Annotated in this window: 6 protein-coding genes; 4 read left to right on the top strand and 2 right to left on the bottom strand. The window is 47.2% G+C overall.

The features are described 5' to 3' along the window. Positions 1-314: 314 nt before the first annotated feature. The 3 genes from treR (at position 315) to treC (ending at position 4,726) form a co-directional block, all read left to right on the top strand. Positions 315-1,262, top strand: a complete 948-nt coding sequence (gene treR, locus A3K86_RS14085) for a trehalose operon repressor TreR (protein WP_068332194.1) — start codon at positions 315-317, stop codon at positions 1,260-1,262. 177 nt (positions 1,263-1,439) lie between these two features. Then, a complete protein-coding gene (gene treB, locus A3K86_RS14090; protein WP_068332197.1) occupies positions 1,440-2,870 on the top strand; it encodes a PTS trehalose transporter subunit IIBC in 1,431 nt (476 codons plus the stop codon). Between the two features lie 143 nt (positions 2,871-3,013). Next, positions 3,014-4,726, top strand: coding sequence for an alpha,alpha-phosphotrehalase (treC, locus tag A3K86_RS14095; RefSeq protein WP_068332618.1), 1,713 nt, complete (start codon positions 3,014-3,016; stop codon positions 4,724-4,726). A 97-nt stretch (positions 4,727-4,823) separates the two neighbouring features. On the opposite strand, the gene A3K86_RS14100 is transcribed toward treC, so the two are convergent. Then, positions 4,824-5,468, bottom strand: a complete 645-nt coding sequence (locus A3K86_RS14100) for a LysE family translocator (RefSeq protein ID WP_068332200.1) — start codon at positions 5,466-5,468, stop codon at positions 4,824-4,826. A 285-nt stretch (positions 5,469-5,753) separates the two neighbouring features. Here A3K86_RS14100 and A3K86_RS14105 point away from each other — a divergent pair, with 285 nt between their 5' ends. Next, positions 5,754-14,882 (top strand): retention module-containing protein, encoded by a 9,129-nt coding sequence (locus A3K86_RS14105; protein ID WP_068332203.1) that lies wholly within the window; start codon positions 5,754-5,756, stop codon positions 14,880-14,882. A gap of 57 nt (positions 14,883-14,939) precedes the next feature. Here A3K86_RS14105 and yccS read toward each other — a convergent pair whose 3' ends face one another. After that, positions 14,940-17,129, bottom strand: a complete 2,190-nt coding sequence (yccS, locus tag A3K86_RS14110; RefSeq protein WP_068332207.1) for a YccS family putative transporter — start codon at positions 17,127-17,129, stop codon at positions 14,940-14,942. Positions 17,130-17,368 lie beyond the last annotated feature (239 nt).

The following is a 17,368-nucleotide window of genomic DNA, read 5'->3' on the forward strand; positions in this document are numbered from 1 at the left end:
ACTTATGTCATTGTTGTTGTTTCATTAGAGCCACAAGTGACCTTATTTGTTCCTCGTTTTTTATTACTTATCTGTGTCCAAAATTAAATATGTATTTCCGTTTGTGATTATGCTCGACATGCCATATTTAATAATCAATGGCTTGTAAGTAATGGAAGGATACGACGTGAGTTAGCGATAAATGTCTAAACCGTGTAAATTTATCGTCAAATCAATATGGAGTTGTGGGTTATTAGCCACAATCTGAGGAAACAGATTGAAATTATTATTTCTATGTTGAAAATGGTGACGACCTCATAAATGAACTTGTACTCATGGCAAAAAAACTGACCATCTTAGATATTGCAAAACTGGCGGGTGTAGGCAAATCGACGGTATCGCGTGTGCTGACCAATGACCCTAAGGTGAAACCTTCGACCCGTGAAAAGGTGCAGCAGGTGATCCAAGACGCTGGGTTTGTGCCGTCGAAATCGGCGCAAGCCATGCGAGGTGGCAGTGCCAAAGTGGTCGGGGTGATTCTGTCGCGCTTAGATTCACCGTCGGAAAACAAAGCCGTGAGTGGCATTTTAGATGTGATTTACGCTGCTGGTTATGATGCGGTGATCATGGAGAGTCAGTTCTGCCCAGTGAAAACCAATGAACACCTGCAAGTGCTACGCAAACGCAATGTTGATGGCGTAATTGTATTTGGCTTTACTGATTTTGATGTTAAGGCGGTTGCCGAGTGGCAACACAAAGCTGTGGTGATTGCCGTTGAGACTGATGTGGTGTCTTCGGTAGGGTATGACAACACAGGCGTCATCCAACTCGCGATGGATAAACTGCTCGCGCAAGATCTGCGTCATATCAGCTTTGTTGGGGTAGATCCTAGCGATAAAACCACGGGCGCGATGCGTTTGAAAGCCTATCAAACGTGTTGTGAGCAAGCTGATATCAAAGCCGTATATGGTTGTGGCGAATTGAGTCATGACAGTGGTTATCAGCTAACAGATAAAGTACTTAAAAAGAAAACCCAAGCAATTGTTTGTGCCAGTGATTCGTTAGCGCTGGGAGTGGCTAAACGCCTACAAGAGTTGGGCCGCAACGATGTGATAGTATCTGGGGTAGGTGCTAGCGATCTCCTTTCTTTTATCTTTCCGAATACCTTCTCGATTGATCCTGGCTATTTCGATGCAGGTAAAACCTCAGCGGAGCTGCTGATCAAGCAGTTGGCGGGTCAAGATAGTATTACTCATCTGACGCAAACCGCTTGCCTAACTTAATCTCGCTTGAAATTTAAACCGCTAAAATAATAGTGCTCGTATTGTGAGCGTTTTCACGTTATGGGAATGTTCCCATTTTATCTAGGTGAGAGATCTGTAATTATGCTCGATAAGAATTTGGGAATGTTCCCAAAGCTAAAATAATAGCCGCAGTGAAACAAAAGAACGGACATCGATATGAGTAAGATAGACAGACAGCAAATCGAAAAGCTGATCGAGCACATTGGCGGTAGCGCCAATATTTCAGGTGTGAGCCACTGTTTAACCCGCTTACGCTTCGTACTACAAGATAACGAAAAAGCTGACGTTAAAGCGATTGAAGCTTTACCTATGGTAAAAGGCTGCTTTACTAATGCTGGTCAATTCCAAGTGGTGATTGGCACTGAGGTAGATGCGGTCTACAAAGAACTGACTGCAATCTCTGGTCAATCTGGTGTGAGTAAAGAAGAAGCCAAAGTTGCTGCACGCCAAAACATGAGCCTGCTTGAGCGTAGTATTTCTCACTTAGCTGAAATCTTTGTACCACTGCTACCTGCGATTATCACAGGTGGTTTGATTTTAGGCTTCCGTAATGTCATCGGCGATATCCAAATGTTCGATGGCAAGACCCTGACCCAAGTCAGCCAATTCTGGGCAACGGTACACTCATTCTTATGGCTTATTGGTGAAGCCATCTTCTTCTTCTTGCCTGTTGGTGTGTGTTGGTCGACGGTTAAAAAGCTCGGCGGTACCCCAATTCTGGGTATCGTGCTGGGTGTGACTTTAGTTTCCCCGCAATTGATGAATGCTTACTTGATAGGGAAAGAAGTACCTGAAGTGTGGGACTTTGGTTGGTTTGTGATTGAAAAAGTCGGTTATCAAGCGCAAGTGATCCCTGCGATGTTGGCGGGTATTGCACTGGCACTGATTGAAACCAACTTAAAGCGCATTATTCCTTCTTACTTGTATCTTGTGATTGTGCCTTTCGTTTCCATCATCGTAGCGGTGATTCTAGCTCATGCCTTTATTGGTCCATTTGGTCGCATGTTAGGTGACGGTGTTGGTATCGCAGCGAAAGCGGCAATGACAGGTGACTTTGCGGTAATTGGTTCAATGTTGTTTGGTTTCTTGTATGCGCCGCTGGTGATTACAGGTATTCATCACACCACTAACGCTGTTGATTTGCAGTTAATGCAAGACATGGGTGGTACGCCAATTTGGCCTCTGATTGCACTATCTAATATTGCGCAAGCATCAGCAGTAGTCGGTATCATTTGGATCAGTAAGAAACATAACGAACGTGAAATTTCAGTACCAGCTGCGATTTCGGCTTACCTCGGTGTTACTGAGCCTGCGATGTACGGTATTAACTTGAAATACAAATTCCCAATGTTGAGCGCCATGATTGGCTCAGCGATTGCGGCTGCAATTTGTGGTAGCGCAGGGGTAATGGCAAACGGCATCGGTGTGGGTGGCTTGCCAGGTATCTTATCGATTCAGCCTCAGTACTGGATGACATTCTTAGTGGCAATGCTGGTGGCGATTATCGTTCCTATCGTGCTGACGCTGTTTTTGTACAAACGCGCGCAAGCTAAAGGCGAAATCGAGCAAACACCACAAACCGTATAACGCAACACTTTCAGCCAAGTGCGCCACCTATAGAGAAAACGTAGATAGCGCACTTGGTCAATTCAATGATTCTTCAGGTGCTTAACACTCGATACTAAAGAGCCATGAGCACAAGTAGTAAAAGCAAAGACGAGCAAGACATGATGACGACACAGCCGCATGATTGGTGGCGTACCGCGACCATTTACCAGATCTACCCAAAGAGTTTTTGTGATAGCGGAAATAAAGGCACTGGTGATATTCAAGGTATTATCTCTAAATTGGATTACTTGAAATCCTTGGGAGTTGATGCGTTATGGCTAACACCTGTGTATGAGTCGCCAATGGTCGATAACGGTTACGACATTGCTGATTACTACCGCATTAACCCAGATTTCGGCACCATGGCGGATTTTGACCAGCTTCTCGCGCAAGCGCACGAGCGCGGTATTCGCATTGTGATGGATATTGTGGTGAACCACACCTCAACTGAACATGCGTGGTTTAAGTCTGCGTTGGGCGATAAAAACAGCCCGTATCGTGACTACTACATTTGGCGCGATCCTGTTGATGGCGGCGCTGGTGAAGATGGTAAAGCACCGACGAATTGGCAATCGAAATTTGGTGGCAATGCGTGGGAGCTGGATGCGAAAACAGGGCAATACTATTTGCACTTGTTTGCTAAAGAGCAGGCAGATTTGAATTGGGAAAACCCGCAAGTACGCCAAGAAGTGAAAGACATCATTAGTTTTTGGGCGGAAAAAGGCGTAGATGGTTTCCGTCTGGATGTGATCAACCTGATTTCAAAGCAACAAGATTTCCCAAATGATGATATTGGTGATGGTCGTCGTTTCTACACCGATGGTCCTCGTGTGCATGAATACCTACAAGAGATCAGCGAAGCCGTATTCCAAAAATATGGCTCGGTGACGGTAGGGGAAATGTCATCAACGACCTTAGAGCACTGTCAGCAATACTCATCGTTAGACGGTAAAGAGTTGTCGATGGTGTTTAATTTTCACCACTTAAAAGTGGATTACCCAAATGGCGAAAAGTGGACCAAAGCGCCGTTTGATTTCCACCAACTAAAATCAATTTTCAACCACTGGCAGCAGGGCTTGCACAATCAAGGGTGGGGCGCATTGTTCTGGTGTAATCATGACCAGCCTCGTGTGGTGAGTCGCCTTGGTGATGATCAAACTTATCGTGTTGAGTCAGCTAAAATGCTGGCGACTTCGGTTCATATGATGCAAGGCACACCTTATGTCTATCAAGGTGAAGAGATTGGGATGACCAACCCGCACTACAGTTCGATTGAGCAGTATCGCGATGTGGAAAGTACCAATATGTACAACATCATGGTGAACGAGCAAGGGGTGAGCGAGCAAGAGATGCTGGCGATCCTAGCGCAAAAGTCGCGTGATAACTCTCGTACCCCAATGCAGTGGAATACACAAAAGCACGCTGGATTTACTCAAGGAACACCTTGGCTTGAAGTGGCGGCAAATTACCCTGACATTAACGCAGAACAAGCGGTCGCTGATCACGATTCGGTTTTCCACTACTACAAGAAACTGATTGCGCTGCGTAAAGAAGTAGAGGTGATCACCACAGGTGATTACACCGATTTGATGCCTGAGCATTCGCAACTGTTTTGTTACCGCCGTCAATCGGCAACGCAAACCTTAGTCTGCATTCATAACTACTATGGTGAGCCAGCAGAATGTGTGTTGCCTTCTGACGTTGATGTGACCAAAGGACGTTACTTAATCAGTAACTACGCTGATGTTACAGGTGAAGAGCAGGCGCCACAGCAAGTGATGAACTTGCGCCCGTATGAGTGTCGTGTTGTTTTAATTGAGCATACCCCCGCTTAAGCTCGAAAGGTTTAATAAACCTATTGAAAAGACAACAAAACGAAAAAGGCTTCCATTTGGAAGCCTTCTTTTTATCTGCTTTTTACAGTTAGTCTGATTACAGGCTTGGCGTAGGTACTTGTGATGCCAATAGCCAAATTGCCAGTACAAAAAAGACTAAGCCCATCACTTTATGTTGGTAAGTGCGGAATTTTTCATTCTTTAGTAACGACTTACCTAGGCTGCCTACTGTGGTTACCAAAAAGAGGTTAAACAGAAGCCCCAGTACATTCAGCAGCAAACCAAGTACCAACATTTGCTCGCCAGAGGTTGCTGTCGATTGTGTCGATACAAATTGTGGTAAGAACATCACGAAGAAGATCAGCGCTTTAGGGTTAAGCAAGTTACTGATCACCGCACGGCGGTAGAGGGTCTTTGCTAAGCCTTTTTGTTGTTCGACTTTAGGGGCATCAGATGGCTCGGTACGCATGCAATCCCACCCCATTTTTAGTAGGTAAGCACCACCCATAATGCGCAGAACTTCAAGAGCGATTGGGTTCATCGCGATTAGCGCTGATACACCCATTGCAGCAAGCAAGGTGAGTAGTACACCTGAAGTTGCGTTACCTAGGCTGGCGAATACACCGACTTTTTTGCCATAGCTTAGGCTTGAGCTTGCAATTAGCAGCATGTCTGGCCCAGGGATCAACAACAACGCAATCACTGCGGTTAGATAAACCGGCAGAATAGAAAAATCAATCATGATCAAACTTACGGAAACAGGAGGAAGGGCTGAATTTTATACTAATGGCTAGAGAATTAAAGGGATGTAGCGATCTAATTTGGATGGATAAACTAGCTTGGCTGCTATTAACAGTTTCTTAACTAAATGTGAGGCACTTAATAGGTGAGTGATTGCTTATTAGGTTTGTTTGTTGCACCAAAGAGGAGCGCTGGTGTCTTACATCTAAGTCTCGTTTCTGTTTCAAGAAAATTCTAAATCATGGTGCATACTTAATGACATGATTATGAATGCGAGGACGCAGCCATGCATCGAGTCGAAGTAGGTCAAGCCGCGATAGTAGAGAGTGTCGAAGGAACGGCATTTGTGTTGACCTCAAGTGATTCAGCTCTACCTGTTACTGCCGGAATGGCGCTTCAACCCGGACAAATTCTTGTCACCGCAGAAGGCGCCAAGGTGGTGGTGTTTCTTAATGGTGACTTGATTGTTGTCGATGCCAATTGTGCGGCTTGTTTAGCGTCGCAAGGTGATGAAACACGGTTGGTGCAACAGGGAACGCAAGTTCCCGCACTGACTACGCCAGACGTGGCTGTGGAAAACGCATTAAATCAAACTGTTGAAGAGCCCGTCGGTTTTGATATCGCGGCTATTCAGTCTGCAATTTTGTCGGGAGAAGACCCGACCCTCACGCTAGAAGCACCTGCTGCGGGTGCCGATGATGGCTCCTCAAATGATGGTTTTATTGTGGTCGACTATAACTATTTATCGACCTTAGCTCAGGCAGGCTACGACACTCGATTTCAGCGTTTTGATGATGATCCTGACGATGAAAATCCGCCTTTTATATTGGCGGCGGGCGGGCAAGCTGCCACGATTGTTCTCACCGAGGGTGATCTTCAACCTCTGACTTATCCGGTATCGGAACAGCAAACAGTGCTGATCCAATCAGGCTCTCTTCCTCTCGACCCAACGAGCGTGACATTCGAAGCGGTGGCGTTAGCGCAAGTGTTAAATGCGCTGACACAAACCGTGACCTCGAATGGGCAAAGTGTCAGCTTTATTTACAATCCGGCTGATAATCAAATTGTCGGCACCAGCCTTGTTGATGGTGTCGACAGTGTGGTGGTGACTTTTAGTTTGTCAGCGCAAGCAGCAGGTACTGATTTAGCGGTAACGCTAACTGTTGAGCAATTACAGCCTATTGACCATATAGCGGCAACAAACGGGGTTGTGAGTGTGGATGGTGAGCAGCTCAACGTTGCTTTCGCAATTCAAGCATTAGATGGTGGCGGTAATGCGATGTTAGCGCCCGTGACTATGAATGCGGTGCTAAACGATGGCGAGTTTCCTGCTTTATCTACCGATCCCGGTGTCTCGTTACAAGAACAAACCGAGCCGCAAACGGTTACCGGACAAGTACCGCTCAACCTTGGTAGTGATTTTATCGACTCGGTTGCTTTTGCCGCTCAGCAACCTACGTTGCAAGGGCTAACCAGTAACGGCTTTGCGACCCAATTTAGTGTTGATGGCGATACCATCACGGTAACCCGCAGTGATCAGCCTAGTATTGAAGTGCTAAAAGTGACGATTGGTATTGATGGCGCCTATAGCGTGACCTTGTCACAGCCCTTTGATCAAGACCCGATAACCGATCTCACTGTGCTTGCGTTGGATGTCAGCGTGACAGACAAAGATGGTGATATCAGTAATGTTGAGCCGGTGAATATCCAGATTTTGGATGGCAACGATCCCGACGGTGGGAATAAAGGGCGAGTGCAAATTACCGAAGGCGATCTCGATAGTACGGTCGTGGCTGAACAGTACCCTGTTAACAATACCACTAGCTTTGAAATTAAAGCTGGTGTCGATCGTATGGTGCCTGAATCGCTGATTTTAGACCCAGACTTTGAAGCCGTATTGCTTAATGAATTAAATTCGCTTACCAGTGGTCGAGAGCCCGTTAATTTTAGCGTAGCGCGTGATCCCAATGGTGAGATTACCATTACGGGTAGCCTAGGTAGTGGTGAAACAGTACTGACGGTAGTGATGACACCGACACAAACAGGTCAGAATATTACCCTCACCAGTACAGTTACTCAGAACTTGCCCCTCGATCATTTAGCGCAAAGCCAAGCCCTGTTATCGGTCACTGGTGAGTTGCTGGAAGTGAAAATTCCGCTTCAAGCACAAAATAGTGATGATGACTTTTTGCTCCAACCTGCAGTGCTCACTGTGGCGGTGGCTGATGGGGTTGATCCGACTTTTGTTGAAGATGCAGGCAGCGAATGGACCGAATTAGGCGGCACGACCAACGGACAAATTGAGATCAACTTAGGCAGTGATGAACTGCGTACCGTCACCTTTGTTGCTCAGCAGCCAACGCTGGTTGGATTAACCAGTAATGGTGCGGCGACAGATTTTCGCATTGAAGGTGATACCTTAACCTTGTTTTTGCAAAATAGTCCAACGACAAGTGTATTGACGGTCACCCTATCAACCGATGGTAGTTACGAGGCGCAGCAACTGCGCGCGATTGATCAGTTAACGTCTGCCGATATCACCGAATTAGTACTAGCGGTGACAGGGCTTGATAGCGATGATGATGCCACGGACCCTAACGGTGAGTTGCTGATCACTATAAATGATGGAGTTGATCCCAGCGGTTTATTCACCACGCAAGATGCCGCTGACTTGCGAGAAGGGAGCTTATCCATCCCGACGGGTCAGGCGGGCGGTTATCCCGTTACCGATCAGGCGAGTTTCACCTTTGCGGCTGGTGTCGATCGGTTAGATCCCACCACCTTGACCATAGACCCAGCCCAACTGACCAGTTTATTGGCTGAGCTTAATGCGGATATTAGCGCTGGTGGGCAAGCGCTGGTGTTTAGTTATGATGCGGCGACCAACACCATAGTAGGTGAGCAAGCAGGGCAAGCCATTCTTACCATTACTTTTAGTGCCGTGAATATCGCGAGTGCGCAGGGTAATGATAGTGTGGAAGTCTCGCTGACGTTAACTCAAACCGCCCCTTTAGATCATTTGGCGACGGGTAACAATACGGGTTTGGTGCGAGTTAATGGCGAGCAAATTGCCATTGATTTACCACTCCAAATGCAAGATACCGATGGCGATCCATTAACGGCAACAGCGGTAGTGCCGCTGATTTTACGCGACGGTGATGATCCGGTAATAAATCCGCCAATAAATGCTCAAGTGGTGGAAAGTGATATCGACGGTGATGCGGATAATCACCAAGGGTCAACGCCAAATGGGACAGGTAATATCGACAGTGCGACCTTTGGGGCGACAGTAGGTAGTGATCCGATAGTCAATTTTGTTATCAATACCGCGACTTTTAACCAGCGAAACCCAGTTTTAACCAGTCAGGGTGAGACCGTGGAATTGCTTGATGCTGGTGGCGGTATCTATCGCGGTATCGTTGCTGGGGCAGGGCAAGGGGGCAGTGATAAAGTCGTATTTGAATACGTGTTGCAACCCAACGGTACATATATCTTTACCTTACTTGGCGCGTTAGATCACAGCGTACAAGGGGCAGATAACCTGAGTGTTCTACTGCCAATTCAAGCGCTTGATCAAGATGGCGATCTCAGCGCGCCTGTTAACCTTACCGTTGTGGTAACCGATGATCTAGCCAATGGGCGCGATATTAGCTTTTCGATGACGGAAGGCGATGGCACGACCAATCGTGTTAACTTGTTGCCCGCCGCGCGAGAAGGGGCGGATGATGCCACTGTCACCTCGGTATTTAACCAAGGACAAGAAGTCTTCTTAACTGGCACGGGCTTTAATTCGATTCCGATCAATGATGAACGTGGTGTGCTGTTAGGGCAGTTAAATATTCGCGCTAATGGGCGAGTGGAATTTACGCCTGAGCCCAATATTGATCACGATAGCGCAACCTTAACCCATCAAATTCCGTATAAAGTAACAGATGGTGATGGTGACATTGCGATTAGCACCATTACCATCAATATCTCGGATCAAGCGCCAGTCATTATTATCGACCCTGATGCCATTCAAACGGTGGAAGATGTTGGCCGAGTGCCTGATCCTGATGAAAGTATTATCGAACCTCCAGCAGGGGCGCCAGTCGCGCTGCAAATCAACATCGGTGATGCCGATCGTGGCGAGACTTTAGGTCAAGTGCTGATCAGCGTACCTACCACTGAAAATGGTGATTTTTATCATAATGGCGTTGAGCTTGAGAAGACGCCTGATGGTCAGTTTTATATCGTGCCGCTTACCGCTTTTACCACAGCTGATGGTGTGCTTTACACCATGAATAATGTCAGCTTTTTGCCGAATGCGGATTTTTCTACCCTTAACGGTGATCTGGATTTTAATGTTCAAGTAACGGTTAACACTGATGATGTGCCTCATCCGCCACAGACTGCGAGTTTTAGTGTCACCGTACTGGGGATTGCTGATATTCCTACTTGGGATTTAGATCAGACCGAACTGCATTACACCGGACAAGAAGATGACGCCAACATCGGTTTACAACTGACAGCGAACCTTAATGATGTTGATGGTTCTGAAGTACTGTTTTATATCGTGCAAATAGAGCCAGATCCTAGCGGTGCGATAAACGGGACGTTAGTAGGTAACGGCTTAGTTGAAATTGCACCTAATCAGTGGCGCGTATCAGCAGCCAATGTAGGCTCAATTGCGGTGAACCCGAATGATAATTACAGTGGTGATATTCGTTTAACAGCGGTGGCTCAAAGTGAAGAACGTGCGGTTTTTCAGGTGCAAAATGCCGATTCCGTCGCGATTGATTTAGTGGTTAACGTGTTGCCAGTGGCAGACAGTGCAGTGCTCAAGGTAACGCGAATCGAATCGAACGAAGATGAGCGCATTGCTTTAGGTAATTCGATCAGTCTATCGCTGACTGAGGATACCGATGGCTCTGAAACGCGCTTCGTTTTGATTTCTAATTTGCCCGTCGCGAGTAAAGTGTTTGTTGACGATGTTGAGCAAACGCCAAACGCCGATGGCAAATTCGAGATCCCTATCGACCAATTGCCGCTACTGACATTCCAACCGACACCTGAAAGTAATCTGGATTTCGAATTAACCATCGAAGGCAAGGTAGTTGATACCGCTATTATCACAGACTCGGATGGCAATACTCAGGTGATGGAAGATGTCTTTCTAACCCCTGCGACGCAACTTGAAGTGGCATTAACTGGGGTGGCTGATGAGCCAGATTTTCTCGTGGCGGACGATCCTGATGGGAATCTTGATCCGGGTGACTGGCAAAAATTAGAAAATGGCTTGGGGGTGGAAACCCTGATTTTAGAAGACGGCACTGCCACTCTTAATTTCGCCATTGTTTCAGGCGAAGATGCCTTGAAGCAGCCGGACGATAATTCTGAAACCTTAACCTTGGTTATTTCCAACATCCCGGCTGGGGTGCAGATTTTTGATGCCACTGGTAATCCACAAACACTGACCTTTGTTGGCAATGATGCCAGCGGAAACCCGATGTATGAGGTGAACTTAAGTTCACTCGATAGCATTAGCGTGGTGCCGCCGTTACATAGCACTACAGATATTGAACTTAAAGCGACCCTAGTGACCACAGAAGATGATGGTGACCACTTGACCTCGGAAGGGACAATTAAAATCAATATCGCGCCTGTTATTGATGCGGTCGACTTTAATAAAACAACCTCCAATGGAGCGCTGGAAGATACTTTGATCACCATAGATTGGCGTCCAACTGTCGATCAAGGTTTTGTCGATAACCAAGAGCAAATCATTGGCTTTGCAATTGATTCTTTCCCAGCTGATTACAACCTGTTACTTGATGGGGCAGTACTAACGCGTGCGCCTGATGGCAGCGTTACATTTACTGATGCTCAGCTTGCTGCTTTGCTTGCGGGCGGAAACCTTCAATTGCAAGCACCTGAAGATAGCGACCGTGATTTAATACTGACGACACGGTTGCAAATTGAACAAACCGATCCAGACGGTGAGCCAACAGCGAATAAAGAAATTGTTGGTAGTTTAACGGTCGATATCCGTGCGGTTGTTGAACCTGATGGTGTGCTGCAAGTAGAAGATAGCGCAGGAAATGTGGTGACCACAGTGCAAAGTAGTACCAGTGGTGTGATTGATTTAACTAACGGAGCGAGTTCGCAAGGGCAGATTAACTTTGTCGAAGATGATGCACCGACACCGCAAGATTCCAGTGATGAAATTGTACGTCGTGTGGTGATCAGCTTTCCTGATACCGATAGTAACGGCGATCCGTTACCCGAAGGATTTGTGGTGGTTGGCGGCTTTCATGATGGTGAGGGGAACTGGGTAGTACCTGAAAGTCAGCTCGATAATATTCAGATTGTCGCACCCAGTGGTTTCAACGGCAGTTTGGATATATTGATCAGCGGTCAAGTGCAAGATCAGGGCGATAGCAATGCAGATACTGGCGTGCCAGAAGGGGATGTTAGTACCCGTGTGCGTTTTGATGATGAACTTACCCTCGATTTCTCACCCAATACAGCCACTAACACCAATGAAGCGGGCACCATAACGGTGACCGAGCAGGTGATCACCGGGGAAGAAGACCGGGTTGTGAATTTGGGCGTTCAACTGGCAAATGTAGTATCAGTGGCGGTCGATGGTAATCAAACGAACGATGTGTTCTCGATTGTGATCCAAGCGGGGGATTTGCCAAACGGTGTAACGATTGGTGGTACTGAGTTTGATTTCGTCAATGGCGAATATGTTTGGCAAGTGCCCGTTGACCCAGCAACAGGGACAGTGGATTTATCGAATGTCACACTAAATCTAGCGCAAGACTTTGCTGGCGATTTTGCGTTACCGATCCGCTTTGTGACCACGGATATCACCAGTGGCGATATGAACATTGAAAACACCACCTTGGCTGTGCGCATAGATCCGATTGTCGATTTACCTCCTGAAGGTAATCCTGAATTTACTCTCAATGTGGTTCAAACCGCAGGGCTTGATGCGGATAGGCAGCCTGTCAGCGAAACGGGTAATCCTGAGGTAATTCTTACCGATGGTGCGTACGAAGATGGGGTGATAACCCTAGCGCTTGCGGCAACCCTAGCGGATATCAGCACCAGCCTGACAGAGGGTTTGGAAAGCGTAGAGCAAGCGACATTAACGGTTGCCCCTGCGTTGGGGGCATTTATTGTTACCAATCCTGACGGCTCAACCTCAGAGCTGCAAACTGTCACTGTTGCAGGTAGCGAACTCGATAGTATTCAATTTAAGCCGTTTGAAGATTACAGCGGCCCTGTATCGTTATCGGTTGATGCCTTGGTTGTTGATAATGTTAGTTATGACCTAACCACGCCAGCTACTGCAGCGGATTCGGGTAATGCGCTCACGACGGTTGAGTTTGATGTTATTCCCGTTAACGACGATGTGGATTTCGTGGGTGATGATCAATTGATTGTTGGTGAGGAAGAACAAGCTGGTGGGATCTCGCTAGGAAGCGTTGGCTTTCAACTGCAAGATATTGATGGCTCAGAAACCATAGTGTCAGTGTTGATCACCAATGTCCCCGATGGTTTCTTACTGGGCTCTCCGGCGCGAAATTTAGGTGGCGGAGAGTGGAAAGTCACAGTGCCGGCCAATAGCAGCAGTTTCGATTTATCGGGTATCAATCTTATTCCGCCCAAAGATTTTAGCGGCACCGTAGAACTGGGTGTCACCGTCTTTACAAAAGAAACGTTGCTGACGGAAGTGGCCGAGAAGACCACCACGATAAATGTTGAAGTAACCCCAGTTGGCGATCGGGTTGATAGTGATATCACGACCCAATATCAAGGCACGGAGAGTCAGGGTGTGACGCTCGAACTTAATCTTGCTGCACGCGACAACAAAGCCAGGATCGATCCTCCGGTGGCTAATGTGACGGAAAACCCACCGGAAACTTTATTAGTGACAATTTCGAACGTGCCGGACTCAAGTACCTTTGATGTGCCAGCCAATGGCACGGCAGTGAATTTAGGTGGTGGGGTATGGCAGTTTGAAATTGCTGCGATTGACTTAGATAGCCTAGTGTTTAATCCGGTGGATGCTAACGGCACTATCTCATTAGCGGTGAATATCAAAGCGGTTGATAACGGTGTGGTGGCCGATGAAAGCTTAGCGATTAATGAAACCTTGGTACTGAACATTGCGGCGGAAAACGATGCGCCTGTAAATGTTGTCCCGACAGGACCTTTGTCGGTTGATGAAGATAGCCCACTGGTTATCTCTGACGTGGTGATCACCGATGTGGATGCCCGTGAAGCCAACGGAGATATTAATGTGGTGCTCAGTGTGACTCAGGGTACGCTCAACTTACTCGATGCAACAGGCATTAGTGTCAGTGGGCAAAACAGTAATCAGTTAACCTTAGTGGGGCAAATTGATGCGATTAATACTGCACTTGCAGCGGGTATTCGTTATCAAGGCGTTCAAGACTTCCACGGTAGCGATATCCTAACGGTGTTCACAAACGATAATGGCAATACTGGTACGCCCGGACCGCTGACCGACACCAAAACTGTTGATATTAGCGTCTTGCCACGACCTGATGTGCCAACGTTAGGTTTGACTCGCCCGCAAACCGCTAACATTACCGCGGCTAGCGCGACTTTGATCCCGTTACTTGGTTTGGTGGCTGCGGTTGCCAATCCGCTGCCCGATGAATTAACCGTTGTCGTAAGTGGCTTAAATGGCGGTGTATTAGTCGATAGTAGCGGTAACCCATTAGGCACCGTGATTGATGCAAACAGCATGCGATTAACGCCTGCGGAGCTGGATGATTTGCACATAAGTGGCTTAAGCGCAGGAGCAACAAACTTAGTGGTACAGGCAGAATCGACGGTAGGGAGTGATTCTGAAGTGTCGGTGAACACCATTAATATTGCGATTAATGTCGCTTTCGATAATAACTTGGATGTTGGTGCCAGTGCTGTCGCAGAAGGTAACTTGGTTGTCGGTGGCGATAATGCAGAAACCCTAACGGGGGGTAGTGGCGATGACATTTTGGAAGCGGCTGCCAGCAATGACATTTTAATCGGTGGCTTAGGTAACGACATTCTTACTGGTGGTGATGGCGATGATATTTTCCTTTGGCGTGGCGAAGATATTGCCAGCCACACCGATACGGTGACAGACTTTAGCTTGAACAGCGATCAACTTGATATCTCGCAGATTTTAGATGATCAAAGTGGTGATGGTTTAGGGCTCGATGATCTGCTCGCCAGTATTACAGCGAGCGGTGATAGCAATGAAGTGAGCCTCGATGTGGTTACCAATCAAGGTAGCAATCAGGTGATTAATTTATCGAGTGTTGGTTTAGCTGATCTAGGGTTAGTCGAAGGAGCGAGTAGTGAAGATATCGTAACTCAACTCTTTAACCAACAAGCATTTAAGTTGGATTAGTTACTAGAACCATTGTTTGGAATTAAGAGCCCCGCTAAAAGCGGGGCTGTTATTTTTCTATTGGCTAGTATCACTCGCCAGCGCGGCTTTGCTAGTACGAGCAGCGAGCTTGTTCGCCAAAGAATGTAGTTCCGGCAGCATACGGTTGATCAAGTGCAGTTGCTGCAACACCATGCGTGCAGAGGTACAGTCCTCATCACGCCATTGCGATAGACGCTGTTCGAGATCGCTATCGGTATCCGGCGCTAAGGCACAGACATTACCTGATAGCTGTTTGGCTAAGCAGTCTAACTGCTCATGAATTTGGCGATGAGCTTGAGCTACCAACTGGTGGGTGCGCTCATCGTCTAAACGAGTACGGTGCGCGCCTAGCGCCGAGATATAACTGAGCATCGCATGGTTGAGCGTTAAGAAGCGGAAACACTCATCGGTCGCCATTCGATAACGTCCTGGTTCTGCCAACATATTGCTGATTGCGGTACTGAGCTGTGCGTCAGTATTGTGGGCATCACGGCGTGCCACACGGTATTGCAGACTGTCTTTTTTGCCAATCCGATACTGACCAATGATTTGACCTAAGTAATCTCGGTTGGTGCCAATGGCAGACGACATCACAGTATGTAGGCGTCTAGCTTGCCAATCAGGCAAGATGAAGCTGACGGCTAAAACCGCTAATAGACAGCCCAATAGCGTATCGCCCAAGCGCGGCAAAATTACTGCAAAGCCTTCGCCAAGTTGGTTGAAACAAAATAGCACGAGCAAGGTAATGAACATGGTCGCCAGACCATAACGAACGGTACGGAAAGCAAAGAACAGCACCCCTGCTAATACCATTAATACGAGTTGCCCTTCTTGCCCAGGGAACAAGTAGAGTAACGGAATACCAATGAGTAAGCCCGCGAGTGTACCCGCGACTCGTTGTACCAGTTTTTGGCGAGTCGCGCTGTAGTTTGGTTGGCACACAAACAAGGTCGTTAGCAAAATCCAATAACCTCGTTCCAAGTCTAATGCTTGGATGCAGCCGTAACCCACCACCAAGGCAATTGCCATTCGTAGCGCATGGCGGAATAAGATCGAGTCTGGGGTAAATTGCGCGATGAAACGTTGCCATAGCTCTTTAAGGCTACGCGCTTCTGTATCCGCCAATTCAATATCATCACCAGTTTGTGCCACATCTGGGTTACTGACGTTCGATAGTTGGCGCTCAACGGTCGCCAAGTTGTTGAACAGGTACTCCAGTTGGATCACAAATACTCGCCACTCAGGGTTATTTTGCGCTTTGAGGTATTGCAACGACTCTTGGAGTTCATCCAAAGCGCGCACACTATCTGCGCCATGACGGTATTGTTTACCCATTGCTAAGGCATGGGAGATTTCACGACACGCAGCTGCTTGTGAGGTTAATAGGCGTTGAAAACGAAACAGCACATCGCTGCGCTGAAAAGTGGCGGCTAAATCTTGGTAGCGATAATGAGATGAACTGGCACGTTCGTGAATATCTTGTGCCAAGAAGTAAATCTTTAAAAATTTATCGCCAGTCTCATTGGGATGACCACGGCGAGCACGATGTAGCAAGGTGGCCTTTGCATTATTGAGCGCAGTAACAACGCGCGCATTTTGGCTTGCGGCCTCTAATCGCAATGGCTGCGGAGTGAGGTTCGCAACAGGTTCAAACAGCTTACTTTTGCTATCCAAGTAGTGTGCAAACTCGCTAAAAACACTGGCTAGACTTTGTTGCACTGGTTGGTTTGGCCACAGTAACTGCCAGCTTAGCGATAACAAGCCGTACCAGGTTGCACCACCAAGCAGTAGCGTCGGTTGATACCAAAGGTTAGGGCTGTTCTCTGCGCCAAGCATGGTGTACACCGCCAGCAACAGGGAAGCAAACGCAATGCTGGCGTAACGCGCGCCCATCGCACCCAGCATGATGAAGCCAAAGGTTGAGGTAAATAATCCGATGGCAAACAGCCATGGAAAATCGAATAACAGTTCAATCGACAACGAAGCGAATAAAAAACAAAACAGCGTCATGCTGAGTGCTTTTATGCGACCACGAATATTATCGTCGGTTTCGGCAAGTGCAGAGGCGATGATACCTAGTACCAAAGGCGTTACGGCATTAGAGGCTTGCCAGTACCAACATGGCAAGGCGACACCGACCAACGCGATGAAAACACGGATACTGTAATTGATGCGGTCGTTGGCCCAATAACGACGAAAAGTGAATTTAAGGCGGCTGTTCGGCATTTGGCTGATTCTTTATTTTTATTGAGAGGTCGAAACCTTGGAAAGCACAGCGCTTCGTGAGATGAGCATGGTATTCACGAAGAAGAAAAATATACCAAATATTGCAAGCGTTTGCTGAACATAAAACCATCTATATTTCATGGAATAATCTGAATGGTGAAAGATGAATCAACCAAGTGGATGTCGCTCTGAAAGTTTGACGGTTTAAGTCAAATTTTTGTTAGAAGACTATGGCGTTG

Source organism: Photobacterium jeanii (assembly GCF_001650345.1).
Classification (GTDB): Bacteria; Pseudomonadota; Gammaproteobacteria; order Enterobacterales; family Vibrionaceae; genus Photobacterium; species Photobacterium jeanii.

What these genes read in the sequence shown, in the direction of transcription:
- treR (WP_068332194.1), top strand. Translation starts at nt 315, where the DNA reads ATGGCAAAAAAACTGACCATCTTAGATATTGCAAAACTGGCGGGTGTA.
- treB (WP_068332197.1), top strand. Translation starts at nt 1,440, where the DNA reads ATGAGTAAGATAGACAGACAGCAAATCGAAAAGCTGATCGAGCACATT.
- treC (WP_068332618.1), top strand. Translation starts at nt 3,014, where the DNA reads ATGACGACACAGCCGCATGATTGGTGGCGTACCGCGACCATTTACCAG.
- A3K86_RS14100 (WP_068332200.1), bottom strand. Translation starts at nt 5,468, where the DNA reads ATGATTGATTTTTCTATTCTGCCGGTTTATCTAACCGCAGTGATTGCG.
- A3K86_RS14105 (WP_068332203.1), top strand. Translation starts at nt 5,754, where the DNA reads ATGCATCGAGTCGAAGTAGGTCAAGCCGCGATAGTAGAGAGTGTCGAA.
- yccS (WP_068332207.1), bottom strand. Translation starts at nt 17,129, where the DNA reads ATGCCGAACAGCCGCCTTAAATTCACTTTTCGTCGTTATTGGGCCAAC.